The sequence below is a fragment of the Rhizobium sp. BK212 genome (assembly GCF_014197475.1).
GTDB classification, from domain to species: Bacteria; Pseudomonadota; Alphaproteobacteria; order Rhizobiales; family Rhizobiaceae; genus Rhizobium; species Rhizobium anhuiense.
Genome location: NZ_JACIFS010000002.1, coordinates 876338 through 900548, shown reverse-complemented (window position 1 = coordinate 900548; position 24211 = coordinate 876338). Strand labels below are relative to the sequence as shown.

24 protein-coding genes are annotated in these 24211 nt (G+C 62.3%); 7 read left to right on the top strand and 17 right to left on the bottom strand.

The window, feature by feature from the left end:
• Positions 1-52: 52 nt before the first annotated feature.
• Together hydA and FHT79_RS09380 are read right to left on the bottom strand one after the other, a co-directional pair.
• Complete coding sequence (gene hydA / locus FHT79_RS09385; RefSeq protein WP_025570390.1) at positions 53-1507, bottom strand: dihydropyrimidinase; 1455 nt, start codon at positions 1505-1507, stop codon at positions 53-55.
• Between the two features lie 52 nt (positions 1508-1559).
• Positions 1560-2813: a Zn-dependent hydrolase gene (locus FHT79_RS09380; protein WP_025570388.1), complete on the bottom strand. Its 1254-nt coding sequence runs from the start codon at positions 2811-2813 to the stop codon at positions 1560-1562.
• A 301-nt stretch (positions 2814-3114) separates the two neighbouring features.
• Between FHT79_RS09380 and FHT79_RS09375 the strand changes: the two genes are divergently transcribed.
• Positions 3115-3765 carry a TetR family transcriptional regulator C-terminal domain-containing protein gene (locus FHT79_RS09375; protein WP_025570386.1) on the top strand — a complete coding sequence of 217 codons (651 nt, stop codon included), beginning with the start codon at positions 3115-3117 and terminating at the stop codon, positions 3763-3765.
• Between the two features lie 3 nt (positions 3766-3768).
• On the opposite strand, the gene FHT79_RS09370 is transcribed toward FHT79_RS09375, so the two are convergent.
• The 3 genes from FHT79_RS09370 to FHT79_RS09360 all read right to left on the bottom strand — a co-directional run bounded on the left by FHT79_RS09370 (position 3769) and on the right by FHT79_RS09360 (position 7957).
• A complete protein-coding gene (locus FHT79_RS09370) occupies positions 3769-6336 on the bottom strand; it encodes an HWE histidine kinase domain-containing protein (protein ID WP_025570385.1) in 2568 nt (855 codons plus the stop codon).
• Positions 6333-6899 carry a biliverdin-producing heme oxygenase gene (locus FHT79_RS09365; RefSeq protein ID WP_025570383.1) on the bottom strand — a complete coding sequence of 189 codons (567 nt, stop codon included), beginning with the start codon at positions 6897-6899 and terminating at the stop codon, positions 6333-6335. Before FHT79_RS09365 ends, FHT79_RS09370 begins: the two co-directional genes overlap by 4 nt.
• 158 nt (positions 6900-7057) lie before the next feature.
• Positions 7058-7957 (bottom strand): LysR family transcriptional regulator, encoded by a 900-nt coding sequence (locus FHT79_RS09360; RefSeq protein WP_025570381.1) that lies wholly within the window; start codon positions 7955-7957, stop codon positions 7058-7060.
• 101 nt (positions 7958-8058) lie between these two features.
• On the opposite strand from FHT79_RS09360, the gene FHT79_RS09355 reads away from it, so the two are divergent.
• Positions 8059-9081 (top strand): NAD(P)-dependent alcohol dehydrogenase, encoded by a 1023-nt coding sequence (locus tag FHT79_RS09355; protein ID WP_168333385.1) that lies wholly within the window; start codon positions 8059-8061, stop codon positions 9079-9081.
• A 103-nt stretch (positions 9082-9184) separates the two neighbouring features.
• On the opposite strand, the gene FHT79_RS09350 is transcribed toward FHT79_RS09355, so the two are convergent.
• Positions 9185-9595, bottom strand: a complete 411-nt coding sequence (locus FHT79_RS09350; RefSeq protein WP_047618717.1) for a rhodanese-like domain-containing protein — start codon at positions 9593-9595, stop codon at positions 9185-9187.
• A gap of 71 nt (positions 9596-9666) precedes the next feature.
• Between FHT79_RS09350 and ftrA the strand changes: the two genes are divergently transcribed.
• Positions 9667-10668, top strand: coding sequence for a transcriptional regulator FtrA (ftrA, locus tag FHT79_RS09345; RefSeq protein ID WP_183903290.1), 1002 nt, complete (start codon positions 9667-9669; stop codon positions 10666-10668).
• A 64-nt stretch (positions 10669-10732) separates the two neighbouring features.
• Here ftrA and preA read toward each other — a convergent pair whose 3' ends face one another.
• From preA to FHT79_RS09325, 4 genes are all read right to left on the bottom strand, one after another.
• A complete protein-coding gene (gene preA, locus FHT79_RS09340; RefSeq protein WP_047618719.1) occupies positions 10733-12046 on the bottom strand; it encodes an NAD-dependent dihydropyrimidine dehydrogenase subunit PreA in 1314 nt (437 codons plus the stop codon).
• Between the two features lie 15 nt (positions 12047-12061).
• Positions 12062-13423, bottom strand: a complete 1362-nt coding sequence (locus FHT79_RS09335) for an NAD(P)-dependent oxidoreductase (protein ID WP_132573195.1) — start codon at positions 13421-13423, stop codon at positions 12062-12064.
• A gap of 407 nt (positions 13424-13830) precedes the next feature.
• The gene (locus FHT79_RS09330) at positions 13831-14826 is read right to left on the bottom strand and encodes a sensor histidine kinase (RefSeq protein WP_047618776.1); all 996 of its coding nucleotides are present in this window, start codon (positions 14824-14826) and stop codon (positions 13831-13833) included.
• 190 nt (positions 14827-15016) lie between these two features.
• Positions 15017-15811, bottom strand: a complete 795-nt coding sequence (locus FHT79_RS09325) for a response regulator (RefSeq protein ID WP_047618726.1) — start codon at positions 15809-15811, stop codon at positions 15017-15019.
• Positions 15812-16067: 256 nt separating this feature from the next.
• Between FHT79_RS09325 and FHT79_RS09320 the strand changes: the two genes are divergently transcribed.
• On the top strand, positions 16068-16274 hold the full coding sequence (locus FHT79_RS09320) for a NepR family anti-sigma factor (RefSeq protein ID WP_024319398.1): 207 nt from the start codon (positions 16068-16070) through the stop codon (positions 16272-16274).
• A gap of 9 nt (positions 16275-16283) precedes the next feature.
• On the top strand, positions 16284-16841 hold the full coding sequence (locus FHT79_RS09315; RefSeq protein WP_007630757.1) for an RNA polymerase sigma factor: 558 nt from the start codon (positions 16284-16286) through the stop codon (positions 16839-16841).
• 383 nt (positions 16842-17224) lie between these two features.
• On the opposite strand, the gene FHT79_RS09310 is transcribed toward FHT79_RS09315, so the two are convergent.
• The 7 genes from FHT79_RS09310 to FHT79_RS09280 all read right to left on the bottom strand — a co-directional run bounded on the left by FHT79_RS09310 (position 17225) and on the right by FHT79_RS09280 (position 22240).
• Positions 17225-17626, bottom strand: a complete 402-nt coding sequence (locus FHT79_RS09310; RefSeq protein WP_132573193.1) for a hypothetical protein — start codon at positions 17624-17626, stop codon at positions 17225-17227.
• A gap of 9 nt (positions 17627-17635) precedes the next feature.
• Positions 17636-17980 carry a DUF883 family protein gene (locus FHT79_RS09305; RefSeq protein WP_132573191.1) on the bottom strand — a complete coding sequence of 115 codons (345 nt, stop codon included), beginning with the start codon at positions 17978-17980 and terminating at the stop codon, positions 17636-17638.
• A gap of 147 nt (positions 17981-18127) precedes the next feature.
• The gene (locus FHT79_RS09300; protein WP_132573189.1) at positions 18128-18922 is read right to left on the bottom strand and encodes a heme ABC transporter ATP-binding protein; all 795 of its coding nucleotides are present in this window, start codon (positions 18920-18922) and stop codon (positions 18128-18130) included.
• A gap of 24 nt (positions 18923-18946) precedes the next feature.
• Positions 18947-20056 carry an iron ABC transporter permease gene (locus tag FHT79_RS09295; RefSeq protein WP_183903289.1) on the bottom strand — a complete coding sequence of 370 codons (1110 nt, stop codon included), beginning with the start codon at positions 20054-20056 and terminating at the stop codon, positions 18947-18949.
• 2 nt (positions 20057-20058) lie between these two features.
• Positions 20059-20988 (bottom strand): ABC transporter substrate-binding protein, encoded by a 930-nt coding sequence (locus tag FHT79_RS09290; protein WP_028758864.1) that lies wholly within the window; start codon positions 20986-20988, stop codon positions 20059-20061.
• A gap of 11 nt (positions 20989-20999) precedes the next feature.
• Positions 21000-22049 (bottom strand): hemin-degrading factor, encoded by a 1050-nt coding sequence (locus tag FHT79_RS09285; protein ID WP_028758865.1) that lies wholly within the window; start codon positions 22047-22049, stop codon positions 21000-21002.
• A gap of 8 nt (positions 22050-22057) precedes the next feature.
• On the bottom strand, positions 22058-22240 hold the full coding sequence (locus tag FHT79_RS09280) for a hemin uptake protein HemP (RefSeq protein WP_028758866.1): 183 nt from the start codon (positions 22238-22240) through the stop codon (positions 22058-22060).
• 156 nt (positions 22241-22396) lie between these two features.
• Between FHT79_RS09280 and FHT79_RS09275 the strand changes: the two genes are divergently transcribed.
• Positions 22397-22819, top strand: a complete 423-nt coding sequence (locus FHT79_RS09275) for a hypothetical protein (RefSeq protein WP_028758867.1) — start codon at positions 22397-22399, stop codon at positions 22817-22819.
• 57 nt (positions 22820-22876) lie between these two features.
• Positions 22877-24208, top strand: a complete 1332-nt coding sequence (locus tag FHT79_RS09270; protein ID WP_028758868.1) for a TonB C-terminal domain-containing protein — start codon at positions 22877-22879, stop codon at positions 24206-24208.
• Positions 24209-24211: the final 3 nt, after the last annotated feature.

Sequence of the window (24211 nt, the reverse complement as noted above, 5' to 3'; positions counted from 1 at the left end):
TGGCATGGAGGCGTCGGTCCCCGGTTGATGGCCGTATCGTTACGCACCATCATCATACGCCGGTTGCCGGAATGCCGCTGCGCTCCACCTTGCGCGGAGAGGTGATCTCCTTCCAGGTGGACAGCGCCTTGCTGACGGCCGTCACCGGCTCGCGCCGGACGAATTCGCCGTGGCCCTCGCGGGTCTTGATGGTGCTTTCCTCGATCGCGACGATGCCGCGCGTCAGCGTGTAGCGCGGCAGGCCGGTCACTTCCTTGCCCTCGAAGACGTTGTAGTCGATCGCCGACTGCTGGGCCTTGGACGAGATGGTCTTGGAACGTTTCGGATCCCAGACGACGATATCGGCATCGGCGCCGACCAGGATCGCGCCCTTCTTCGGATAGATGTTGAGGATCTTGGCGATGTTGGTCGAGGTGACGGCGACGAATTCGTTCATCGTCAGCCGGCCTGTGTTGACGCCATGCGTCCAGAGCATCGGCATGCGGTCTTCGAGGCCGCCGGTGCCGTTCGGGATCTTGGTGAAATCGCCGACGCCGAAGCGCTTCTGCGCCGTGGTGAAGGCGCAATGGTCGGTGGCGACCACCTGCAACGAGCCGGAGGCAAGGCCCGCCCAAAGCGAGTCCTGATGCTGTTTGCTGCGGAAGGGCGGCGACATCACTCGGCGGGCGGCGTGATCCCAGTCGGGGTTGGAATATTCGCTCTCGTCGAGCGTCAGGTGCTGGATCAGCGGTTCGCCATAGACACGCATGCCTTTGGCGCGGGCGCGGCGGATCGCCTCGTGCGCCTGTTCGCAGGAGGTGTGGACGATATAGACCGGGCAGCCGGCCATATCGGCGATCATAATGGCGCGGTTGGTGGCTTCGCCCTCGACTTCTGCGGGCCGCGAATAGGCATGCGCCTCGGGGCCGTTATTGCCTTCGGCCAGCAGCTTTGCCGACATCGAGGCGACGACGTCGCCGTTTTCGGCATGCACCAGCGGCAGGGCGCCGAGTTCGGCGCAGCGCTGGAAAGACGCGAACATCTCGTCGTCGTCCACCATCAGCGCGCCCTTATAGGCCATGAAGTGCTTGAAGGTGTTGATGCCCTTGTCGCGGACGATGGTCTCCATCTCCTTGAAGACCTGCTCGCTCCACCAGGTAACCGCCATGTGGAAGGAATAATCGCAATTGGCCCGGGTCGATTTGTTGTCCCACATGGTCAGCGCTTCGAGCAGGGACTGGCCGGGGGCGGGGAGCGCAAAATCGACCACCATCGTCGTGCCGCCGGAAAGGGCCGCGCGCGTGCCGCTCTCGAAATCGTCGGAGGAATAGGTGCCCATGAACGGCATTTCGAGATGGGTATGCGGATCGATGCCGCCCGGCATGACATAACAGCCGGAGGCATCCAGCGTCTCGTCGCCCGAGAGGTTCGGCCCGATCTCGACGATCTTGCCGCCGTCGATTTTCACGTCAGCCTTGTAGGTCAGGTCGGCGGTGACGATGGTGCCGTTTTTGATGACTGTGGTCATGATCGTTCCCCATTCCTTAATGATTTGAAAGGCGAGCTTCGCGGCGATTACCTCACACCACAATCTCCGCCGTCTCGACCACCGCGTGGAAGAGCACATCGGCGCCCGCCGTCGCCCATTCCTTGGAGATCTCTTCCGCCTCGTTGTGCGAGAGGCCGCCGACACAGGGGCACATGACCATCGTTGCAGGCGCGACCTTGGCGGCCCAGCAGGCGTCGTGGCCGGCGCCGGAGATGATGTTCATGTGGCTGTAGCCGAGCCTCTCGGCGGCATCGCGCACCGAGGTGACCAGTTTCGGATCGAAGGTGACCGGCTCGAAGTGGCCGATCGCCTCGATCGAGCAGCCGACGCCGAGCGCATCGGTGATCTCGGGCGCCTTCGACTCGATCTTGGCCCGCATCCGGTCGAGCTTCTCCTTGTCGGGCGAGCGGATGTCGACGGTGAAGACGACCTTGCCCGGCAGCACGTTTCGGGAATTCGGCGAGAAGAACACCTGGCCGACGCCGCCGACGGCGCCCGGCTGTTCGCCCATTGCCACGTCCTGGACCATTTCCAGGATGCGGGCCATGGCGAGGCCGGCATTGACGCGCAGGTTCATCGGCGTCGAACCGGTATGGGCTTCCTTGCCGGTCAGCGTGAATTCCAGCCACCACAGGCCCTGGCAATGGGTGACGACGCCGATCTGCTTTTCCTCGGCCTCGAGGATCGGCCCCTGCTCGATGTGATATTCGAAATAGGCATGCATCTTGCGGACGCCGACCTCTTCGTCGCCGACCCAGCCGATGCGCTTCAGCTCGTCGCCGAACAAATTGCCGTCCGGGTCCCTGCGATTATAGGCAAAATCCAGGCTGTGCACGCCGGCAAAGACACCCGACGCCAGCATGGCGGGGGCGAAACGGGCGCCTTCCTCGTTCGTCCAGTTGGTGACGACAACAGGATGTTTGGTCTTGATGCCGAGATCGTTCATGGTGCGTACGACTTCGAGGGCCGCGAGCACGCCGAGCACGCCGTCATATTTGCCGCCGGTCGGCTGGGTGTCGAGATGCGAACCGACATAGACGGGCAGGGCATCGGGATCGGTGCCGGGGCGGGTGGCGAACATCGTGCCCATGCGGTCGACGCCCATGGTCAGGCCGGCCTCGTCGCACCATGTCTTGAAGAGGCCGCGTCCTTGCGCATCGGCATCCGTCAGCGTCTGGCGATTGTTACCGCCAGCGATGCCGGGGCCGATCTTCGCCATGTCCATGAGACTGTCCCAGAGACGGTCGCCATTGACGCGCATGTTCTCGCCTGGTGCTGCCACCATTTCCTATGCCCTCACCTGTTTGCGGCAGTCATGCAAAGGGCATGCCTGCCTGTTCCCGTGGTCTATTCCTGCGCTTCTTATTGGTTTTGTCGAGCGCCGGAAAATCGCCAGTTGCCTTTGTTTTTCATCTGGCGGATAATTTGACCGATTGGTAAACATTACAACTTCCACCGCCGGGCTCAAGACGAAAATCACGAAAATCGCCGATAAAAATACGGGCAGTTGCTCAACAAAGCGGCAGGAGGTGTCTCCGGGCAAAACTTGAGCGAAGAAGTTGAATTTCAAGGGGAAATAACAGCCTGTGACCATACCGAGAGCAGCGAAAACCCTGAGGCGGACGCGAATCCAGGAGGAGAAGGAAGAGCAGATCCTGGAGGCGGCGCTCGACGTGTTTTCGGCAAGCGGCTTCCGCGGCTCGACCATCGACCAGATCGCCGAAGTGGCCGGCATGTCGAAACCCAATCTGCTCTATTACTTCCGCACCAAGGAAGCCATGCACCGGGCGCTGATCGACCGGGTGCTCTACACCTGGCTGGAGCCGCTGCGGGCCTTCGACGCCGAGGGCAATCCCGAGGAGGAAATCCGCAGTTACATCAGACGCAAGCTGGAGATGGCCCGCGATTTTCCGCGCGAGAGCCGGCTCTTCGCCAATGAGGTGCTGCAGGGCGCGCCGCATATCGAGGACGAGCTGAAGGGGCCGCTGAAGGAACTGGTCGACGAGAAGGCGGAGGTCATCCGCGCCTGGGCGAAAGCCGGCAAGATCGTCAAATGCGACCCCTACCACCTGATCTTCTCCATCTGGTCGACGACGCAGCACTACGCAGATTTCGACGTCCAGGTGCGGGCCGTGCTCGGACAGGAGCATTCCGGTGAGGGCCGCTTCGAGGATGCGGCGCGGTTTCTGGAGCAGCTCTTCATCGGCGGGCTGCGACCGGATCGTTCCGAGACCTGAGGTCTATTGCCTTTTAGGAAGCGGCACGCGGCCCAGTATGTCCGTCATGCCTTCCATCGTATAGGGCTTCTGCAGCACAGGTGCGTCCGAATGGCTGTTCGCCTGGGCGATGCCTTCCCCATAACCTGTGGCAAAAATGAAGGGCACGCCGTCAGCTGCCAGCCGGTCGGCGATCCCGAAACTCGTCTCATCGCCGAGATTGACATCGAGAAGCGCCAGATCGAAGGACTGGCCAGCCAGGATTTCCATCGCCTCGGTGACACTTGGCGCCGTTGCCACCTCGGCGCCGAGCCGGCGCAGGATGTCCTCGCCATCCATGGCGATGATCAGGTTGTTTTCCACCAGCAGAACATTCAGGCCGGAGAGTGGCTGAGCGTCGGCAATCGTCTTGCGATCGGCCGCTCCGACCGGAGCCGGCTTTGACGATTCGCTCGTCGGGCCGACGACATGTCGCGCGGGAATGCAGAAATCCGCCTCGAGCCCGTCCTTGGCGTAGCGGACCTCCGCCTTGCCGCCGAGGTCATAGGGAATCGAGCGGCGGATGATGGTCGAACCGAAGCCGTGGCGTTTGGGTTCGATGACGGGCGGGCCGTCCTTTTCGTGCCAGTCAATGTGCAGATTGCCCTCGTCGTCGCGCCGCCAGCCGAGTTCGACGGTGCCGCTGCCGTTGCCGGAAAGACTGCCGTATTTGGCGCTGTTGGTCATCAGCTCATGGAAAACAAGGGCGGCGGTGGAGAATGCCTGCGGTTCCAGCAATACGTCCTCGCCGCTCATCCGGATACGTTGTGCGTTTTTCCCGAGATAGGCGGCTGTCTCTGCCAGCAGCAATTGCCGGAGCGAAGCGGGCGCCCAGTGGTCGCGGGTGATCTGGTCATGGGCTCGTGCGAGCGACTGGATGCGGCCCTCGAGCTGGCGGATGTAGTCGCCAAGGCTGACGGAGGTTGCCTGTGACTGCCGGACGATACCGGTGATGAGGCTCAATATGTTGCGGACACGGTGGTTCAGTTCGGCGATCAGCAGTTCCTGGCGCTCGTTTGCCGTCTGGCGCGCCATGCTGACCTCGTCGGTCAGGCGCAGCACCACCTCGATCAATGTAACGCGGATGGTTTCGGCGACGCGGTGCTCGGCTTCGGTGAAGGGCAGCGAGCGGCCGCGCACCAGTTCAGACCAGGCTTCGAAACTCTTGCGCGGCGTCAGCCGCGGGCCGTTGGGGCCGTACTCCACCGGCTTGTACGGGTCGCCGCCCCAGCGGACGGTGCGCACCAATTCCTGACGGAAAAGCACGACATAATCGCGCGGCGAACGCGAGATGGGGATGGCGAGCATGCCCGCCACCGCGTCGTCGACCTCAAGATCCGGATAGGCTTCTGCGAGCCTGTCCACGGCATAGATGCGTCCGGCGGCATTGCGGTTGAGGTGGCGGACGAGGGCTGTGAAGCCTCTCTCGTCCGGCCCGATGCCGGCAAGTGCCAGCCGGCCGTTGATCCAGACGCCGATGCCGTCGGCAGGAATGGCGTTGGCAAGCGCCTCGATCAGCCAGGCGGGATCGTCGAGCAGGCTTGCATTGTCCGCCACGGAGGTGAGGAGCCGGTCGGCGATGCGGCGCGCCTTGGTCTCGTAGTCGAGAGCCTGCCGCCGTTCGCGGCTTTCAAGGCGCGAAGCAAACATCTGGCCGAAGAGTTCGGCAGTAGAGCGGCTTTGGGCCGAAGGCAGACGCGGGCCGTAATGATGGCAGGCAAACAGGCCCCAGAGCCTGCCGTCGACGACGATCGATATGGAGAGCGAGGCGCCAACGCCCATGTTTTTCAAATATTCGATATGGATCGGCGAGACCGAACGCAAGACCGACATGGAAAGATCGAGCGGCTGGCCGTGTTCGTCGAGCGGCGGAAGGATCGGGACCGGGACGGCGTCGACATCGGCAATGATGCGGAACAGGTTGCGCAGATAAAGCGCGCGTGCCTGCACCGGAATGTCGGAAGCCGGGTAGTGCAGCCCGAGAAACGAGCCGATCCCGGCCCGGGCGGCTTCCGCCACGACTTCGCCGGAACCGCTTTCATCGAAACGGTAGACCATGACCCGATCGAAGCCGGTGAGGGCGCGCGCCTGTCTTGCTCCTTCGCGGAAAAAAGCCTCCATTGTTTCCGTGTGATCGAGGCGCGACATCATGCTGCGCATCGAGAGGGAAGCGGCGTCGCGCCTGTCTTCCTGGCAGGGCTCGCCTTCGATGATGACCTGACCTTCGTTCAGATGCACGGCAACGTCGAACCTGTTTTGATCAGACGTCAGAGCAATGCCGAAAATGCGCTCGACGACGTCGGAGCTGCGCAACGTGGTCAGCTTGTTGCGGACCGTGTGGAGTGCTTCAGGGGTGATCAGGGAGACAATGGGACGGCCGATCGCGTCGGTCTGCGCAACACCGAGGAACTCCACCAGATTTGTAGAGGCGCGCGTGACAATCCAGTCTGAGGATACCGCCAAGAGAAAACCGAAGGGTTGAACCGAGCCGAGCTGGTGTATCGGCTCGCGGTCGCAATTGGTGAGATCGACGGGTTCGTGCGTGCCGGTCATTGGACAGCTTCCGTGGGGACCGCTTCCATCGGGGCCGCTTCCAGCGTGAGTTGCCCGGCGTTGAGGAAGAGGTCGAAGACATCGCGGGCAGCGGTTATGGCAGCGGCGGGATCGTCCACGTTGCTCCCGTCAAGACGATCCATGAAGAGCCGCATGGCGCTCTTCGGGCCTTGGGGGCTCAGGTAGCTGCTGGGCAAGTGATCAGGGATGGCCTTGGCGAGCAGGGCGCCGCCGAGCCTGGAGCCTTCAAGGACGTAGGCGGCCCCCCAGACCGCCGCGTCGCAATGCAATGCCGGTTGCGGAAGGAGCGGGGGCAATCGATCGTCGAGCGCCCTTATGTCGGCAGCGAGCAGGTGCGCGCGCCTTCGTTCCGGCCAGTCGTTCAGCAGGCGGGCGATTCCGGCTTGCTCAAGCGCATGTTCGACCGATGGTACGACCTGGGCATGGGCGCGCAGGAAGGCCTTGTAATCCTGGGGGCGTGAGAGGTTGAAACTGCCGAAGAGAGTGTCGACCGCGGCGTGGCAATCTGCTGTTTGTGCGCGGAGGGCGCTGCGAAGTGACATGCTGACCGTGTTCCGAGTGATATGGCGTGCGCTATGAGGGGCGACGAACTAGCGATATACTGCGGTATCGAGTTATTTCCAGAGAAACGGCCAGGAATAACATAGGTTTCTCGCCAGCTGGTGGCTGCAATCCACCATTGGCGATCAGCACCCAACGTTCAGCCCATCATTGCGGGCAGTCTGGCGGCGAGCGTGTCGATCGCGAGCCTCACCTTGGGCAGCATGACCGGGGAGCGTAGCCAGATGGCATGGGCATCGAAGACATTGGCCGGTTCGTGCTTCAGCACCTGAATGAGCCGGCCTGCCAGCACCTGCTCGCGTACCAGCCAGCAAGGCAGCCAGGCCAGGCCGCGCCCGGCGACGGCGGCATCGGAAATCGACGCGAGGTCGTCGAGCCGCAGCCGTGCCTTCGGCTGCATCCGCCGTCCGGGATCGGCTGCAGTGGGGAATATCCACCCTTTGTCGTCATCGCCCCGCCTGTAAACGATGCCTTCATGCAGCGGAATATCGGAGATCGCCTGCGGCGCGCCATATCGTTCCAGATAGGCGGGCGATGCGCAGACGGTCATGCGCTGGCGGGCGATCGCCCGGGCCATCAGATCCGGATTGTCCTTCAGCGGTCCGTTGCGGATGGCAAGGTCGAAGCCGTCCTCGAGCAGGTCGACGATCCGGTCGCTGAAGGATAGGTCGAGTTCGAGATCCGGATGTACATCGAGCAGGCTTGCGAGGATCGGCGCGATGCAATGGCGGCCGAAAAGCACGGGCATGGAGATGCGCAACCGGCCGCGCACATCACGCCGGCCGGATTCCAGCATGGCTTCCCCGAGGCGGATTTCCTCGACCGCGCGCAGGCAGCGCTCGTAGAAGAAACGGCCTTCCTCGGTCAGGCTCTGCATGCGCGTCGTGCGGTTGAAAAGCCGAACGCCGAGACGCTGTTCCAGACGTGCGATCGTCTTGCCGACGGCCGAGCGCGTGAGGTGGAGCCGCTCGGCGGCAGCCGAAAAGCCGCCTGCCTCGACGGCTTCGACAAAAATCGAGATCCCCTTCAGCTGTTCCATTTGTTTCCTCTTTGGAACCATTCTGGCGAATTAATATCGCAACTGGCGTAAAATATTCAACGATATGTTTTCGCTCCCTGCAATGGACAAGGAGCAAGACAATGCAGACAACACGGCAATGGCAGATCGATGCGGTTGGATCGGAGCACAATCTCACGGTCGGCGAGCGGAGGCTCGAACCGGTTTCGGGAAACAGGATCCTGGTCCGGACGGAAGCTGTCTCGCTCAATTTCCGCGACCGGCTGGTGATGGAGAGCGGCATGGGATTGCCGCTGCAATTTCCCTTCGTGCCGGCCTCCGATATGGCGGGGGTCGTGGAGACGGTCGGGCCTGAGGTCACCCGTTTCAAGCCGGGCGACCGGGTCATTTCGACCTTTTCGCCCGACTGGATCGACGGACGCGGGTTGGGTGATGCCCGCACGCCGCCTTACAAGACACGCGGCGGCGTCTATCCCGGCGTCCTTTCCCAATACACCGTTCTGTCGGAGGAATGGTATTCGCGCGCACCCGATACGCTCGATGCAGCACAGGCGAGCACCTTGCCCTGCGCCGGGCTGACTGCCTGGTTCGCCTTGATCGAACGCGGCGGTCTGAAGGCCGGTGACAAGGTGCTGGTGCAAGGCACCGGCGGCGTGGCGCTTTTCGGCCTGCAGATCGCCAAGGCGCACGGCGCCGAGGTCTTCATCACCTCAGGCAGCGCGGAGAAGCTCGAGCGCGCCGTTGCTCTCGGCGCCGATCACGCGATCAACCGCCGCGAGGGCGACTGGGTTGAGCAACTCTACCAACTGACCGGCGGCTATGGCGCCGACCACGTGCTTGAGATCGTCGGCGGCCCGCATCTCGACCTGGCACTGAAAGCGGTGGCGATCAATGGCCGCATTTCCGTGATCGGCGTGCTCGAAGGCTTCGAAGTCTCCGGCCAGGCCGCTCCGCTGCTGCTCAAGGCGCCTGTCGTGCAGGGCATTTCTGTCGGCCATCGCCGCGCGCTGGAAGACCTGGTGCGGGCAGTCGACCAGACCGGGCTGAAGCCCGTGATCGACAAGCGCTATGCCTTCGACGAATTCCCGCAGGCGCTCGATCATCTCTATCGCGGGCCCTTTGGCAAGGTGGTCGTCGAGTTCTGACGGTCGCGATCTTCCGTTCGATTAAGTTATGCGGCCATTCAAAGGGCGACAGCGCCGGGCATCTGAAAAGACGCGCGGCGCTGCCGGTGGAGAAGGGAGCCGCTCAGGCCGCGGCTGGAACGCCTTGTTCGAAGGTGAAGCCTTCATCGGCCCAGCCGGTCATGCCGCCGATCATCAGTTTCACGGACAGGCCGAGGCGGGAGAGGCGAAGTGCGGCCTTATCAGCGCCGTTGCAATGCGGGCCGGCGCAATAGACGACGAAGAGCGTGTCGGCGGGCCAGGCCGACATGCGGTGCGCCGTCATCTTGCCATGCGGCAGGTTGATGGCGCCGGGAATGTGGGACTGTGCAAAGAGCGTCGGCGAGCGTACGTCGAGAAGAACGAAATCGACCTTGCCAGATGCAAAGGCTGCTTGGACGTCGGAGCAATCGGTCTCGAAGGCAAGCTTGGCGGCAAAATGGGCAGTGGCGATATCAGCAGCGGCGGCGGGGATGTCTGCGACGGGGCTTGGCATTTGCGATTTCCTTTTTGGTTCGAATTGCAGCCTGGTATCGCCGATGCTAAAGCTTTGCGAAATTGGCCATCATGACTGACAGCGTAAAGATCATGCCAAACTCCTCGCCGCAGCAGACGAAAGGACCGCTGGTCGCAGCGCTTGCCTATGACGGGCTCTGCACTTTCGAATTCGGCATCGTCTATGAGGTCTTCGGCCTGCCACGCCCGGAGATGGGGGAGGATTGGTATCGCTTCTCGGTCTGCGGCATCGCGCCGGGGCCGCTTCGCGCCGCCGGAGGGCTGACGGTCGCCGTCGACAAGGGCCTGGAGGTGCTCGATGAGGCGGACCTGATCGTCGTGCCCGGCTGGAGGGCGATCGATGCGCCGGTGCCGGCACCCCTCGCGAGAGCACTGACGGCAGCGCATCAGCGCGGCGCGCGCATCATGTCGCTCTGCTCGGGCGTTGCAGTTCTTGCCGGATCGGGACTGCTTGCCAACCGCAGGGCGACGACACATTGGCGCTATGTCGCCACGATTGCCGCGCGTTATCCCGACATCACGCTCGATGCCGACGTTCTCTACATGGACGAAGGCAGCCTGCTGACGGCGGCAGGCAGTGCTGCCGGCATTGATCTCTGCCTGCATGTGGTGCGCGGCGATTTCGGTTCGGAGGCGGCAAACAGCGTCGCCCGTCGCCTCGTCGTGCCGCCGCACCGCGAAGGCGGACAGGCGCAGTTCATTCACGCGCCGGTTCCCGAGGAACGCGAGGGCATCCGCTTGGGTCCGCTGATCGAATGGATGCGCGAGAGCCTTTCCGAGGACCAGCCGATCAGCCTGCTTGCCAAAAGAGCCGGCATGAGCATGCGCACCTTCCAGCGGCGCTTCGAAGCGACGACGGGTCTCAGCGTCGGCGAATGGCTGCTGACGGAGCGGCTGCGCCATGCCCGCGATCTGCTGGAGAGGGAACTTGCCGTTTCACTCGACGATATCGCCGTCGCCAGCGGCTTTGGAACACTGGCAACGATGCGGCATCATTTCCGCAGACGGCTCGGGACGAGCCCCAATGCCTATCGGAAGTCGTTCGGCGGTTAGATCGAACGTTGCCGGGAAGACTGCAACGCCGCGGATCGATGTTCTCCGCGGCGTTGCAAGCCCGTCACTCCGCCGCCTGGCGGGCCATCGGGTTGTTCGGGTGCGTCGTCCAGTTGGCATAGTTCGGGTCGACGACGCGGCCGGTGCGCTTGTCGAGGGTGCCGGCGGGAAGCTGCTCCATGGTGATGCAGTTCTCGACCGGGCAGACGCTGACGCAGAGATTGCAGCCGACGCATTCCTCGTCCATCACCTCGAAATGACGAGCGCCGTTGACGAAGTTGGTGATGGCCTGGTGCGAGGTATCCTCGCAGGCGATGTAGCAGCGGCCGCATTTGATGCAGGCGTCCTGGTCGATCTTGGCCTTGGCGATGTAGTTGAGGTTCAGATACTGCCAGTCGGTGACGTTGGGCACGGCGCGGCCGGTAATGTCGTCGAGGTTGCGGTGGCCCTTTTCGTCCATCCAGTCGGAGAGGCCCGTGATCATCTCCTGGACGATCTTGAAGCCGTAGGTCATCGCCGCTGTGCAGACCTGGACGTTGCCGGCGCCGAGAACGAGGAATTCGGCCGCGTCCCGCCAGGTGGTGATGCCGCCGATGCCCGAGATCGGCAGGCCGTAGGTTTCGGGATCACGGGCGATCTCGGCCACCATGTTGAGCGCGATCGGCTTGACCGCCGGGCCGCAATAACCGCCGTGGCTGCCCTTGCCGCCAACCGTCGGGTTGGGGGCGAAGTTGTCGAGATCGACGGAGACGATCGAATTGATCGTGTTGATCAGCGAGACGGCATCGGTGCCGCCCGCCTTGGCGGCACGGGCGGGGCGGCGGACATCGGTGATGTTGGGCGTCAGCTTGGTGATGACGGGCATCCGGGTGTACTGCTTGCACCAGCGCACGACCATTTCGATATATTCCGGCACCTGGCCGACCGCGGAACCCATGCCGCGCTCGGACATGCCGTGCGGACAGCCGAAATTGAGCTCGATGCCGTCGGCGCCGGTCTCTTCGACCAGCGGCAGGATCGCCTTCCAGGCCTGCTCCTCGCAGGGTACCATGATCGAGGCGATCAGCGCCCGGTCCGGCCAGTTCATCTTCACCTGCTTCATTTCCCGCAGGTTGGTATAGAGGTCGCGGTCGGTGATGAGCTCGATATTGTTCAGCCCCAGCAGGCGGCGGTCGGCGCCCCAGATCGCGCCGTAGCGCGGGCCGTTGACGTTAACGACAGGCGGGCCTTCCTCGCCCAGCGTCTTCCAGACCACGCCGCCCCAACCGGCCTTGAAGGCACGCTCGACGTTGTAGGCCTTGTCGGTCGGCGGCGCCGACGCCAGCCAGAACGGGTTCGGGGACTTGATGCCGACGAAATTATTGCGGAGATCAGCCATTGTTCATTCTCCCCTTCATGCAACCGCGACAGCCGGAGCGGCGGCCGCGGTGAGGGTGCGGTGGATGGATTCAGCCGCGTCGCGACCGTGGGCGACGGCGGAAACCGTGAGGTCGTCGCCGCCGAAGACGCAGTCACCACCGGCCCAGACGCCGTCGAGCGAGGTATGGCCTTCGCCATCGACGGCGATGCGGCCGCTTTCCATGCGCAGCGAACCGAGACCGGAGGCGTCAAAGGTCTGGCCGATCGCCTTGAAGATCTGGTCGGCGGCAATGACGCCGGTTTCGCCGGTGCCGACCAGGCGGCCTTCGAGAAGCTTGGTATATTCCACTTCGATGGCGGCGACTTTGCCGTCCTGCGACAGGATCGATTTCGGCGCCAGCCAGTGGCGGATGATGACGCCCTTGGAGCTTGCCAGATCCTGCTCGAATTCCGACGCGTTCATGTGTTCCTTGCCACGGCGATAACAGATCGTCACCTCCTCGGCGCCAAGCAGCTTTGCCTGCACGGCAGCGTCGATCGCCGTCATGCCGCCGCCAAGGACGACGACGCGGCGGCCGACGGCGATTTCGCTCTTGTTTTCAGCCTGACGCAGTGCCGCGATGAAATCGACGGCGTCGTCGACGCCTGCGAGGTTCTCGCCCTCGATGCGCAGCGCGTTGACGCCGGCAAGGCCGATACCGAGGAAGACGCCGTCATATTGGGCCTGCAGATCGGCAAGCGAGAAATCGCGGCCGAGAAGCTGCCCATGCCGGACCTCGATGCCGCCGATCGAGAGGATGTAGTCGACTTCCTTCTGGGCGAAATCGTCGACCGTCTTATAGGTGGCGATGCCGTATTCGTTGAGGCCGCCGGATTTTTCCCTGGCATCATAGATGACGACGGAATGGCCTTTCACGGCCAGGCGATGGGCGGCGGCAAGGCCGGCTGGGCCTGCGCCGACGACGGCGATCGTCTTTCCGGTCGGTTCGGCCCTGGCATAGAATTGCTTGCCGGCCTGCATGGCGGCATCTGTCGCATAACGCTGCAGGCGGCCGATCTCGACGGGCCGCTCTTCGGCCGTGTTGCGCACACAGGCCTGTTCGCAGAGTTCTTCGGTGGGACAGACGCGGGCGCACATGCCGCCAAGGATGTTCTGATCGAAGATCGTCTTTGCCGAGCCGATCGGATTGCCCGTCGAAATCTGGCGGATGAACAGCGGAATGTCGATCGAGGTGGGACAGGCCGTCATGCACGGCGCGTCATAACAGAAATAACAGCGGTCGGCGGCGACCAGCGCCTCGTGATTGTCGAGGCGCGGATGCAGATCGGAAAAATTAGCCTCATACTCGGCGGGCGAAAGCCGGCCAGCATGAATCCCAGTTTCCAGTCGTTCCATTGAAGTTCCCTCATTATTGGTAAACGGCCTGTGAGGGAAAGCGTAACTCAGGTTTAAAAATTTATCAAACGGTAAAATTTTGACGGTTTTCTCTTGTTGGATGCCAAGTAATCAATTGTTTTTATTGGAAGAATTTATCTGGTCCGCATTCGTGAAATGGCTGGACGCGCCCGCGCCAAGGGCATCGGAAAAAAGATTCAAAAAAGTCGAATTTTTTTCCGATCGGAGGGAACCAAAGTTTGATGTCGCCGTTATTGCGATATCCGGATGGTGATCGCATCGACCCAACATGCGCGCCCCCAACCCACTATCCGGACGTACTCACGGTCCCCTCCCGGTGAGTGAAGACAGCCGGTGCGCCGCCCTCGCACCGGCTGTTTTTCCGTTTGGCGCCTATTTCCAGGCTTTCACACGCGTTTGAAGATCTCGAATTCGGTTTCCGGAATGGTCAGGCGATACTCGATGCGGCCGGGAACGAGTTTCAGCTCCGCCTTGCCATTGACCGACGAAGGCACGACCCGCTCCAGCACGGTGCGGCCGAAGCTGTTGTCGCTGAATTCGTGGACTTCCGACTGATCATGAAGCACCTCCGCCCAAGCGACTTCGATCGCCTTCCTGTCGCCGATTGCGGCTTCGCGGCAATTCAGCGTGATCGAGGCGGCGCCGCCTGATATCGCGCCGTAGGAGGCGGAGTTGACGATGAGTTCGTGGAGGGCGAGCCCGAGATGCACGGCGGCATTCGGCGTCAGATGCGCATTGATGCCATAGATCGGCATGGAGCCTGATGTTTCCGGCCAATAGGGGGCGAACTGCTTTTCGGCGAGTTCGAAGAGATAGGCGCCGCGCCAGCTCGAATCCGTAATCAGATCCTGCGAGTTGGAAAGCGATTGCAGCCGTCCGCGGAATTTGAGGAGGAAGGTGTCGAGAGACAGCGTGTTGCGCGCGGTCTGCGTGGCAATCCCCTGGATGATGGCGAGAAGGTTCTTCGAGCGGTGTGAGAGTTCGCGCAGCAGCGATTTCAGCACTTTTTCGCGGTGCCGGCTTTCGGTCACTTCGGCCATGACGGAGAGAAGTCCGTGCGCGCCGCGTTCACCGGTGCGCTGGATCTTCAGTTCATAGGTACGCCTTTCGCCGTCGACGTCGATCTCGACCTCGGCATTGTTGGGGATCCCGGTTTCCAGCACCTTGTGTTTCAGCGCTGTCAGATATCGCCCATGGGCGTCGCCGAAAAGGGCAGCGTCGCTGTTGCCGGGCATAAAGAGCGCTGCAAAATGCGGCGGCAGATTTTCGGCGTAGAAGATCGACAGCCGGGCGTCTTGGCAGAGGATTGAAATCCCGGCGCTGCCGAGCGCGCGTTCCATCATTGCGGCTTTGCCTTCGAAGGTGAAAGGCACGCCGGACAATGGTTCAGTCGTATTCACTCGACCGCCTTTCCTTGTGACATCTTGAACGTCGCTGAAGGGAGCGCCCTTCCAGACACCGCCTGTCAACTCTAGAACAAAGCGCTGCAAAAACCGTTAAAGCCACCGGAGTCCCGGTAGCACCGGAACGTATGCTTTGGCGATTTGGTTCCGAAGTCCGGAAAATTGCGTCTCAGGCGGCCACTCTGGTCGATTCGTTGAAGAAAAGAGCTTGGCTGATCAGTGCCTTGACCATGTCCGGATTGAAGGGCTTGGTGACAAGGAAAGTCGGCTCAGGGCGCTCGCCGGTCAGAAGCCGTTCAGGGAAAGCGGTGATGAAGATCACCGGCACGCTCGACGTCTTCAGGATGTCGTTGACTGCGTCGATACCGGAACTGCCGTCGGCAAGCTGGATGTCGGCCAGCACCATGCTCGGCTTGGTCTTATTGTAGAGCGCGACGGCTTCGGCATGCGTGCGGGCGATGCCGGTGACGCGATGGCCGAGGCTTTCGACCATCTGCTCAATATCCATGGCGATCAGCGGCTCGTCCTCGATGATCATGATATCGGTGGCGACCTGACGGGAAATTTCCTGCGAGGCCACGTCGAGCAGATGCATGACGTCCTGTTCCTCGGTTTCCAGGATATCGGCGATTTCGGCGACGCGAAAATTTTCCACGGAGGCGAGCAAAAAGGCCTGACGGGCACGAGGCGAAACCTTGGAAAGGTTCAGTGTGGCGCGTTGCTCCCAGGCATAGGGCGAAGTCGGCTCTGGAATCTGGACTGCGGTGGAACCAAACAGTTGCGTAAACAGTTTGTAGAGTGCGACCCGGTCGTTCGCCGTATCCGGGAAAATCGACAGATCGGCGATGATGGCTTCGAGGACGGCGGCGACATAGGCGTCGCCCGAAGTCTGGGTGCCGGTGAGGGCGCGGGAATAGCGGCGCAGATAAGGAAGGTGCGGCGCAATTCGAGTAGAAAGTGTCATTAATGGCTCCTGCATACAGGCCGGCATTGGCTTCAATGAGCGGTTAACGTCGCCTTGCTAAAAAAGTTCCGGAACGGGAGGAACTTTTTTTGTCGCGCCGCATTATTCCAGCCGACAATGAAAGGGCGTAGCGTTTTGACCCATGCAACGGCAAATACTGGCGACATCGACACTGGAACGTTCGGAGTCGATGGTTGAAATCATGATTGATCCCCTGCACGCCCCTCTAACAGACAACCGGCGAGAAGACGAATTGATGACTACACGCAAGAAAGAGGCAGCCGATCAGCGAAAGCTGGAGCTGCGGGCAAGCGACATCCTGGACCCGAACAATCAGATCGGCGTCAGGTTGCGGTCGCTTTATGCGGCCGCACAGGATGAAGCGATTCCCGATCGTTTTCTCGACCTTCTCGAAAAGCTCGACCATGCTGAAATGATGGCTTCCGCCAAAATGGCCGAATAGGATCGCCGCATGGAAGACAAAGCGCAACCCAGCTTCAAGCGGGAACTGCTGGCGGCACTCCCCAGTCTTCGCGCCTTCGCGATCTCGCTCATCGGACGGCACGACCGTGCCGACGATCTCGTCCAGGACACCATCATGAAAGCCTGGGCCAAACAGGATCATTTCGAGATGGGCACCAATATGAAGGCCTGGCTCTTCACGATCCTGCGCAACGAACTCTACAGCCAGATGCGCAAGAGCGGCCGCGAGGTTCAGGACAGCGACGGGCTGTTCACGGAATCGATGGCGATGCATCCCTCGCAATATGGCGCGCTCGATCTGCAGGACTTCAAAAAGGCGCTCGACCAGCTGCCGCCGGACCAACGCGAAGCGATCATCCTCGTCGGCGCCTCGGGTTTCTCCTATGAGGAGGCCGCCGAAATCTGCGGCTGCGCCGTCGGCACCATCAAGAGCCGCGTCAACCGGGCCCGCCAGCGACTGCAGGAATTGCTGCAGATATCAGGCGAGGCGGATTTCGGCCCCGACGCCACGTCGGCGCCGCTGACGTCGAAGGCCTTTGCCTTCTGACAAGAGTTATACCTGGGAGGAAGGCCGGCTGCCCCTTCGGGGCGCCGGCTTTTTTGCGTTCGTGGGAGTGTTAGAAGGGCGTGTATCCAAAAGTGGTGGATAGTTGTCTAACGCGCACTAGTGTTCGTCCCTCATTCCTGTGCTCGTCACAGGAATCCAGTGCGCCCAAGTCCTTGGGCGCGAAAGGTTTTTCCCACCTGCCGTGTCGGTTCATTCACCGCGCGGAACGCGCCGTAGCTGGATTCCTGTGACAAGCACAGGAATGAGGGAGAGCGAGGTGGGAGTCATGCCTAATCTTCCGCTGGTAATCTGAAGAGGAAATACTTTCCCCTCTCCATTCTCGTGACAGTTGCGGGATAGGAGCAGGTGGGTTGCCACCTCAATCAATCCTCGCGCTTCGAGCCCACCAGATTGGCCGCGACAATTGCCGCCAGGACGCCGGCGGTCAGGAGCGGCTGGGCGCGGACGAGGCCGAGCCCGACCGTTGCCAGCGATTCCAGTGCCGCGCGGCGTTCACGGGCGCGGCGCGCTTCCCGGGCGTTGATGACCGCCATCACCACCAGCGCGATGACGGCGATCAGCAGCGCGCAGGCGGCCAGGAAGAGGGCCGCGCCGACCGGGCCGTAGATGCCGGCGAGCCAGATGGCGCCGGCGGTGACGGCCAGCGCGTAGGCGGTGAGGAGGAAGAGCACGGCAAGCGCAATGAAGATGCCATTGCGCTTGGCGCGCGCAACGGTGCGGTGCACGCTTGCGCCCGTCAGCAGGCTGAGGATCGATAACAGCATCGCGCTTCCTCAGCGCCGGGCGAGGAAGGCGATGGCAAGGCCGAAAGCGGCTGCGGCGCCGATCGTTGCCAATGGATGCTTGCGCACGGTCTCGCGCATTTCGGTTGCGCCGCGCTCATAGCCGTGCTGCAATTCGCGCAGCAGATCCTCGCTTCGGCCGAGCAGTTCCTCGTAGCCGGCGCTGGCCTGGCCGCGGATTTTGTCGCCCTGGTGGCGTGAGCTCTTGCCAACGAGGCGGGTCAGTTCCGCGAGTTCGTCGCGTAACGCTTCGATCTGCTCCTCGATGCCGGATTCCAAATTGTGGAAGGTGCCGTTGCGGCGGCTGCGGCCGGACTGGAAGATAGAATAGCTCATGGCTGTCTCCATTGGCTGGGGCGCGCGCAAGCCCGCCTGTTTCGCACGTGGGTCACCACCGTCCGTTGCATGAATCAAATCGCCCGGCATTGACCCAGATCACTGCCGACAACGTGTCGCACGGTCAAAAGTTCCGTGCAGGCAGGCTCAGGGGCGGGAAACGGCGCTGTGGGCGAGTACGAAGGGGGTGCCGTCGGCCGGCACCTGATTGATCCGCAGCGCGCAGCCGAACACCGACAGCATCGTTTCGTCGTTCAGCACGTCACCGATGCTGCCGGCGGCGGCGAGGCGGCCGGATTTCATCAGCACGATGCGGTCGGCAAAGAGCGCCGTCAGGTTGAGATCGTGCATGACGGCGATGACACCGCCGCCGCGTTGGCAGAAGTTGCGGGCGAGCGTCATGATGGTCAGCTGGTGGCTGATGTCGAGGCTCGAGACCGGCTCGTCGAGCAGCAGCCAGCAGGGCTTGCCATCGACGACGGGCTCGGCGATCTGGCAGAGCACGCGGGCAAGCTGCACGCGCTGCTGCTCGCCGCCGGAGAGTTCCTGATAGAAACGGCCTTCGAAGCCGGTCAGGTCGACGGAGGCGAGCGCGGCCGCCGCCGTCTGCTCGGCCTTGTCGGGATGCAGGTTGAGACCCGATGTCAGGCCCATGCGGACGATCTCGCGCACGGTGAAGGGAAAGGAGATGGTGCTTGCCTGCGGCAGCACGCCGCGGATGGCGGCAAGCTGCCAGGGTTTCAACCCCTTGACCTCGTCGCCGCCGATGCGCACCGAGCCGCCATAGGCAAGTTCGCCGGAGATGGCTTTCATCGTCGTCGTCTTGCCGGAGCCGTTCGGTCCGGCAATCGCCGTCAGTTCGCCGGCCTTTGCGGTGAAGGCAACGTCGCTGATGATGGCCTTGCCGGAAAGGCGCACGGAGACGCCGGAAACTTCGATCATCTGAACGTCACTCACAACATCCGCTCACAGCGCAAGACGCGAACGCTGCCTCAGCAGGATCCACAGGAAGAACGGCCCGCCGACCGCCGCGGTGATGATGCCGATCGGCAGTTCGGCCGGCGCAACCAGGGTGCGCGCCAGGACATCCGCGAAGATCAGCAGCGAGCCGCCGAGAAGCGCTGCGGCCGGCAACAGGAAACGATGGTCCGGGCCGATCGCCATGCGCAGGATATGCGGCACGACGATCCCGACGAAACCGATGCCGCCGCTGACGGCGACGGACGCACCGGTCGCCGCGGCGACCCCGACGATCGCGACATTTTTCAGCCGTTGCACCGGCACGCCCATATGAAAGGCGGCCGCCTCGCCGAGCGTGATGGCATTGAGGCCGCGCGCCATGAAGGGCAGGGCGGTGAAGGACAACAGGATGATCGGGCCGGCCGCGGCGATCTTCGTCCATGTGGCGCCGGCAAGCGAGCCCATGCTCCAGAAGGTCAGGTCGCGCAGCTGCTGGTCGTTGGCCATGTAGATCAGCAATCCTATCATGGCGAGGGCAAGCGCGCCGAGTGCAATGCCGGCAAGCAGCATCGTTGCCACGGAGGTCTGGCCGTGACGGGTGGCGATCCTGTAGAGCAGCAGCGTCGTGACGAGACCGCCGCCGAAGGCGGCCGCCGGCAGAGCGTAGATGCCGAGAAGGGCTGAGAGCGGGGCTGCGATGCCGCCGCCGAGCACGATGATGGTGACTGCGCCGAGGCTTGCGCCGGAGGAGACGCCGACGAGGCCTGGATCGGCCAGCGGATTGCGGAACAGGCCCTGCATCACCGCACCGGAAACCGCGAGCGAGGCGCCGATCAGGAAGCCGAGGATCGCCCTGGGCAGGCGGATATCGAAGATGATGATCCGGTCACGCATGCTGAGCGCCGTCTCGGAGCCGGCCATGTTGCTGATAACGTCGAGGATCGAGGCATCTGAAGCGCCTGTCGTCACCGAAAACAGCATCGAGAAGACCGAGCCGGCGGCAAGCAGAACGATTGCCAGCAAGGCAAGCCGCGTCCGGTCGCCCGCCGGCCTGAGTTCGCGCATGTCTGCCATCGAGACGTGTCGCCCTCGTTCCATGGCTTGCGGCAGGGCCATGATCAGCCCCCGTAGATCGCCGTGTTGAGATCCCGCGCCGCGGCTGCCGTGCGCGGACCGAAGCCGAGCAGGTAGACGCCGTCCATCCGGATGATCGCTTTTTTCTCGCCTGCCGGCGTCAGCGCGATCGCCGGCTGCGCCAGCAGGTCCTCGTTCTTGGTGCCGGCGCCATCGCCGCGGTTCATCATCAGGATGAAGTCGGGCTTGGCTTCGATGATCGCCTCGTCCGTCAGCGGCTTGTAGCCTGGGAATGCGCCGACGGCGTTGACCGCGCCGGCGAGCTTGACGATGCCGTCGGCTGCGGTGCCGGTGCCCGATGCCATGATCCGGCCGTTCTGGGCGCTGAGGATGAAGAGAACGCGCTTACGTTCGGCCTCCGGGCGCTTTTCGGCATCGGCGATCGCCGCGTCGAGATCGGCCGCGACCTTTTCTTCAAGTGCCTTCGCCTTGTCCGGCACGCCAAGCAGCGTGCCGACGCGGTCGATCTTGGCGATGATGCCGTCGCGGGTAAAGGCGCTCGGCACGGTCTCGAAGGGCACGCTGGCATTCTTCAGCACAGCCAGCGCCTCCTGCGGGCCTGAACCTTCGACGGCGATGATCGCCGTCGGGTTCATGGCGAGGATGCCTTCCGGCGAGAGTGCACGCATGTAGCCGACGTTCGGCAGCTTCAGCGCCGCCTCCGGATAGATGCTCGTCGTGTCGCGGGCGAGCAGCCGGCTTTCCTCGCCGAGCGCATAGACGATCTCGGTGATGTCGCCGCCGACCGAAACCAGGCGTGACGTGTCGAGCTTCTTTTCCTCGCCATGGGCGGCGCGCACGAAGGCGAAGCCTTCGATCGGCCGCGCCGTCGGGATCAACGGCAGCGCCATGACGGCCGCCGTCAGAGCCAGTTGCCAGGCACGGATCCGGCGCAGATTGTTACGCATCGTCATCGCTATGATCCTTATGCGGCCACGCTTGCTGCCCGCGGCAGGTTTTCCATGATCTCGCGCCACTCGACGCGTTCGTCGGAACCTTCCTGCCGCTTGCCGAAGAACTGGATGATCATTCCGCCCTCGGCATCGTAAGCCTCCAGCGAGGTGACGTGCCCGTCCTTGGTCGGCTTGCGCACGGCCCAGGTCTCGGCGATATGATCCTGGCGCAGATGCAGATGGAAGGTCGGGTCCATGATATTGATCCACGGACCCATCGGCTGCACGTTGAAGATCGGTCCGGAATGGATCTGGACGATGCCGTTATTGGCGACGAAGCACATGATCGGCAGGCCTGACCTTACCGAGGCATGCATCATCTCTGCCGTCGCTGTGTTGTCGAGTTTCCAGGCATAGTCGTCGCCGACGCTGCGTACGGCCGCCTGGCGGCCGATCTTCAGGCGCTTCAGCATGCCGAAGAACTCGTGTGTATCGGTGAGTTTGCTCCAGTTGTCGCGCAGCTCGTCGCGGCTGACGTCGGCGGTTTCATCGACGGCATTCGAGGTCTCGGCCTCGATAAATTCCTGCGACTGGTCTTCCAGCTTCAACTCGGCGACGATCGCGTGATAGGCCTCGACATTCGAGCTTGGGCGCAGATGCACCTTGTGCACGGCGTTGCCTGATTTGTCGAAATATTGCAGGCTGAGGCGTTCCTGGTCGCCATCCTTCTTGGAGACCGCGAAGCCATGCTCCCAGCGGCTCGGAAAGATGCGCAGGTCGATATTCTCGCCGAGAACGATGGCGGCCTGCGCGCCGCTCTTGATGTTTTCGAAGACGCCGATCTTCTCGTGCACGACGCTTTCGTTGCGCGACAGCGCCATCACTTCGCCGAGACCGGCGACGCGTTCGAGAAGCTTCAGTGCGCTGCCGTCGATGCGGGTGACGCTGATGCCGGTTTCGGCGGCGACGAGGGCTGCCTCTGCTATCTTCAGCTGGGCGGCGATATCGCGCTCGCGCATCTTCGGATTTTCAGCGCGAAACGCACGGATTTCGGCTGGCGCCGGTCTTGTCTGCTCGGTCATGTCCTACCCTACTTATTGAGAATGAGCTTGCCCTGACGGGTGATCTTCAGGCGGTAGACCACGCCGTCATGTCGAATCATGATCTCGTTCGTGCCGCGGAAAAGATCCGGGCTTTCGACGATCCGGTGCTGCGCCGCAGGCTCGCTCTGCAGCGGCACGTGCTTAAAGTTATCTGGCTTTTCAACCATCATTTCGGTTGGCAATTCCGTGAAGCCGGTGATCGGGATCGCCGGTTTTGATGACAATTAACTTGACTTTCTTACTCATAGTTTTTTAAAGACGCAATAGGAGACTAATGCAGTCAAGTTTTTGAGATTGCTGATATCGGGACAATGGCGGAGAAGATTATGGCGGTTAGGTTTGCGGCTGTTACGGCTGGCATGGTGATGGCGGTTTCAAGCATATGCCAGGCGCAGGATGCGGCAACCGCCAAGCTGGATATCGAACTCAACGCTCTGGCGCCATCGCAGAAGGGCTGCATGATGACCTTCGTCGCCGAGAACAATCTTCAGGCGCCGATCAACAAGATCTCCTTCGAGCTCGCCTTCTTCAACGACAAGAATGCCGTCGACCGCATCACCGTGCTCGACTTCCGCGATCTGCCGCAGGGCAAGAAGCGCGTGCGCCAGTTCGATATGCCGAACGTGAAGTGCGAGACGGTCACGCGCATCATCATCAACGACACGCCGGTCTGCGACGGACCTGTTGCCGGCGAATGCATGAAGGGTCTGGTCACCCGCTCGCAGATTTCAGTTCCCTTCGAGGGCTAAAAATACGCCGGGGATGAACTCCGGCGGACATGTTTCAGGCTGTCCGAGGCATACACAATGGCAATTTCAGCGAAGTCCAGATCGAGACAGGTGCTCATCGCGGAGCCGGACGCTGACGGCAGTCTGAACGACAATAACATGCATCCCGGCCATGAGCTGTCCGACCTGCGCAATGTGCAGCGGCAGCCGGCCGGCGAGGCGGTGGTCCACTATGCGCGTTTCGCGCAAATACCCTCCTTTCCCGACCATCCGGAAGCAGAGCCGATAGCCTCTGTTCCAGCGCCGCCGATGGATGCGGCGGTGGAAAAGCAGGAGGATGAGAAGACGCCGGTGCGGCGGCGGGTGGCGCTGACGTGTATTGGTTCGTTTTTCTTTCATGCTGCATTAGCCGTCACGCTGTTTCTGGTCATACCCAAGCCTTCGGATGAGACACTGATGGAGGCAGGCGAAGCGATCAGCGTCGTCATGCTCGGTAGCTCTGACGCCGATCAGAGTGCCGCCGGCGAGACCGAAGTGACCATACAGCAAGAAATTGTTCCCGAAACCGTCGAGCCCGAGACGGTCCAGCCAGTGGACACGGCAGTGGTACAGCCAGAGGCTGTCCAACCGGAAACTGTTCAGCCGACTGATGCGGCGCCGGTTGAGGCCGTGCAGCCCACGCAGGAGGTTACGCGCCAGTCAGCGGAGACGGTGACGACTGCGGAACCAGAGGTGCTCGTGTCGGAAACCCCTGCTGAAACTTCAGTTGCGCAGCCAATGTCGACAGTGGTGCCGGAGCAGGCTCCGGAGATACCGGTAACATCCGCCGAACCACCCGTTGCAACCGCGCTGCAACCCGAGCCGGAAGAGATCAAGCCTGTCGAGACGGCCGCGATTTCTCCCGAGCCGGAACCGCCGGTGGAGATCGTCACCCCGCAGCCCAAACCGAAGCTGGAAAAGCCCGCGGAAAAGAAGCTGGTGGAAAGAAAACGGCCTCCAAAGAAGGCGCAGGGTTCAGAGGGGGACGCCAAACAGGAGTCGCGCATGGGCGCCGTTGACGGGCAGGCTGACGCCAACTCTGACAATAATTCACGCACGTCGGGTGGACGGAGTGGGGCGGGTGGCGCATCTGAAGCCAATTACAAAGGCAAGCTCGTCTCGCGACTGTTCCGTTGTGTTGACCGGCTGGAATCGCGCTATCGTCGCGATTCTGCGTCCCTGAATGTTCGCATCACGATCAACCGTAGCGGCGGTATCACCGCATCTGGCCTTGTCCGAGGTTCGGGCTTGGGCGAGGTGGACGGTGCCGTTATGTCCCGGATCTCTTCCTGTAATCTTCCCGCGATGCCAGATGACTGGGCCGGGTCCTCGCGCACCTACACCTTTCCGGTTCAAGTCACTGCTCGATAAATA

Excerpts from the sequence above, each read along its gene's own strand:
- hydA (WP_025570390.1), bottom strand. The coding sequence starts at position 1,507 with ATGACCACAGTCATCAAAAACGGCACCATCGTCACCGCCGACCTGACC.
- FHT79_RS09380 (WP_025570388.1), bottom strand. The coding sequence starts at position 2,813 with ATGGTGGCAGCACCAGGCGAGAACATGCGCGTCAATGGCGACCGTCTC.
- FHT79_RS09370 (WP_025570385.1), bottom strand. The coding sequence starts at position 6,336 with ATGACCGGCACGCACGAACCCGTCGATCTCACCAATTGCGACCGCGAG.
- FHT79_RS09365 (WP_025570383.1), bottom strand. The coding sequence starts at position 6,899 with ATGTCACTTCGCAGCGCCCTCCGCGCACAAACAGCAGATTGCCACGCC.
- FHT79_RS09360 (WP_025570381.1), bottom strand. The coding sequence starts at position 7,957 with ATGGAACAGCTGAAGGGGATCTCGATTTTTGTCGAAGCCGTCGAGGCA.
- FHT79_RS09355 (WP_168333385.1), top strand. The coding sequence starts at position 8,059 with ATGCAGACAACACGGCAATGGCAGATCGATGCGGTTGGATCGGAGCAC.
- FHT79_RS09350 (WP_047618717.1), bottom strand. The coding sequence starts at position 9,595 with ATGCCAAGCCCCGTCGCAGACATCCCCGCCGCCGCTGCTGATATCGCC.
- ftrA (WP_183903290.1), top strand. The coding sequence starts at position 9,667 with ATGACTGACAGCGTAAAGATCATGCCAAACTCCTCGCCGCAGCAGACG.
- preA (WP_047618719.1), bottom strand. The coding sequence starts at position 12,046 with ATGGCTGATCTCCGCAATAATTTCGTCGGCATCAAGTCCCCGAACCCG.
- FHT79_RS09335 (WP_132573195.1), bottom strand. The coding sequence starts at position 13,423 with ATGGAACGACTGGAAACTGGGATTCATGCTGGCCGGCTTTCGCCCGCC.
- FHT79_RS09325 (WP_047618726.1), bottom strand. The coding sequence starts at position 15,811 with ATGACACTTTCTACTCGAATTGCGCCGCACCTTCCTTATCTGCGCCGC.
- FHT79_RS09320 (WP_024319398.1), top strand. The coding sequence starts at position 16,068 with ATGACTACACGCAAGAAAGAGGCAGCCGATCAGCGAAAGCTGGAGCTG.
- FHT79_RS09315 (WP_007630757.1), top strand. The coding sequence starts at position 16,284 with ATGGAAGACAAAGCGCAACCCAGCTTCAAGCGGGAACTGCTGGCGGCA.
- FHT79_RS09310 (WP_132573193.1), bottom strand. The coding sequence starts at position 17,626 with ATGCTGTTATCGATCCTCAGCCTGCTGACGGGCGCAAGCGTGCACCGC.
- FHT79_RS09305 (WP_132573191.1), bottom strand. The coding sequence starts at position 17,980 with ATGAGCTATTCTATCTTCCAGTCCGGCCGCAGCCGCCGCAACGGCACC.
- FHT79_RS09300 (WP_132573189.1), bottom strand. The coding sequence starts at position 18,922 with ATGATCGAAGTTTCCGGCGTCTCCGTGCGCCTTTCCGGCAAGGCCATC.
- FHT79_RS09295 (WP_183903289.1), bottom strand. The coding sequence starts at position 20,056 with ATGGCCCTGCCGCAAGCCATGGAACGAGGGCGACACGTCTCGATGGCA.
- FHT79_RS09290 (WP_028758864.1), bottom strand. The coding sequence starts at position 20,988 with ATGACGATGCGTAACAATCTGCGCCGGATCCGTGCCTGGCAACTGGCT.
- FHT79_RS09285 (WP_028758865.1), bottom strand. The coding sequence starts at position 22,049 with ATGACCGAGCAGACAAGACCGGCGCCAGCCGAAATCCGTGCGTTTCGC.
- FHT79_RS09280 (WP_028758866.1), bottom strand. The coding sequence starts at position 22,240 with ATGATGGTTGAAAAGCCAGATAACTTTAAGCACGTGCCGCTGCAGAGC.
- FHT79_RS09275 (WP_028758867.1), top strand. The coding sequence starts at position 22,397 with ATGGCGGTTAGGTTTGCGGCTGTTACGGCTGGCATGGTGATGGCGGTT.
- FHT79_RS09270 (WP_028758868.1), top strand. The coding sequence starts at position 22,877 with ATGGCAATTTCAGCGAAGTCCAGATCGAGACAGGTGCTCATCGCGGAG.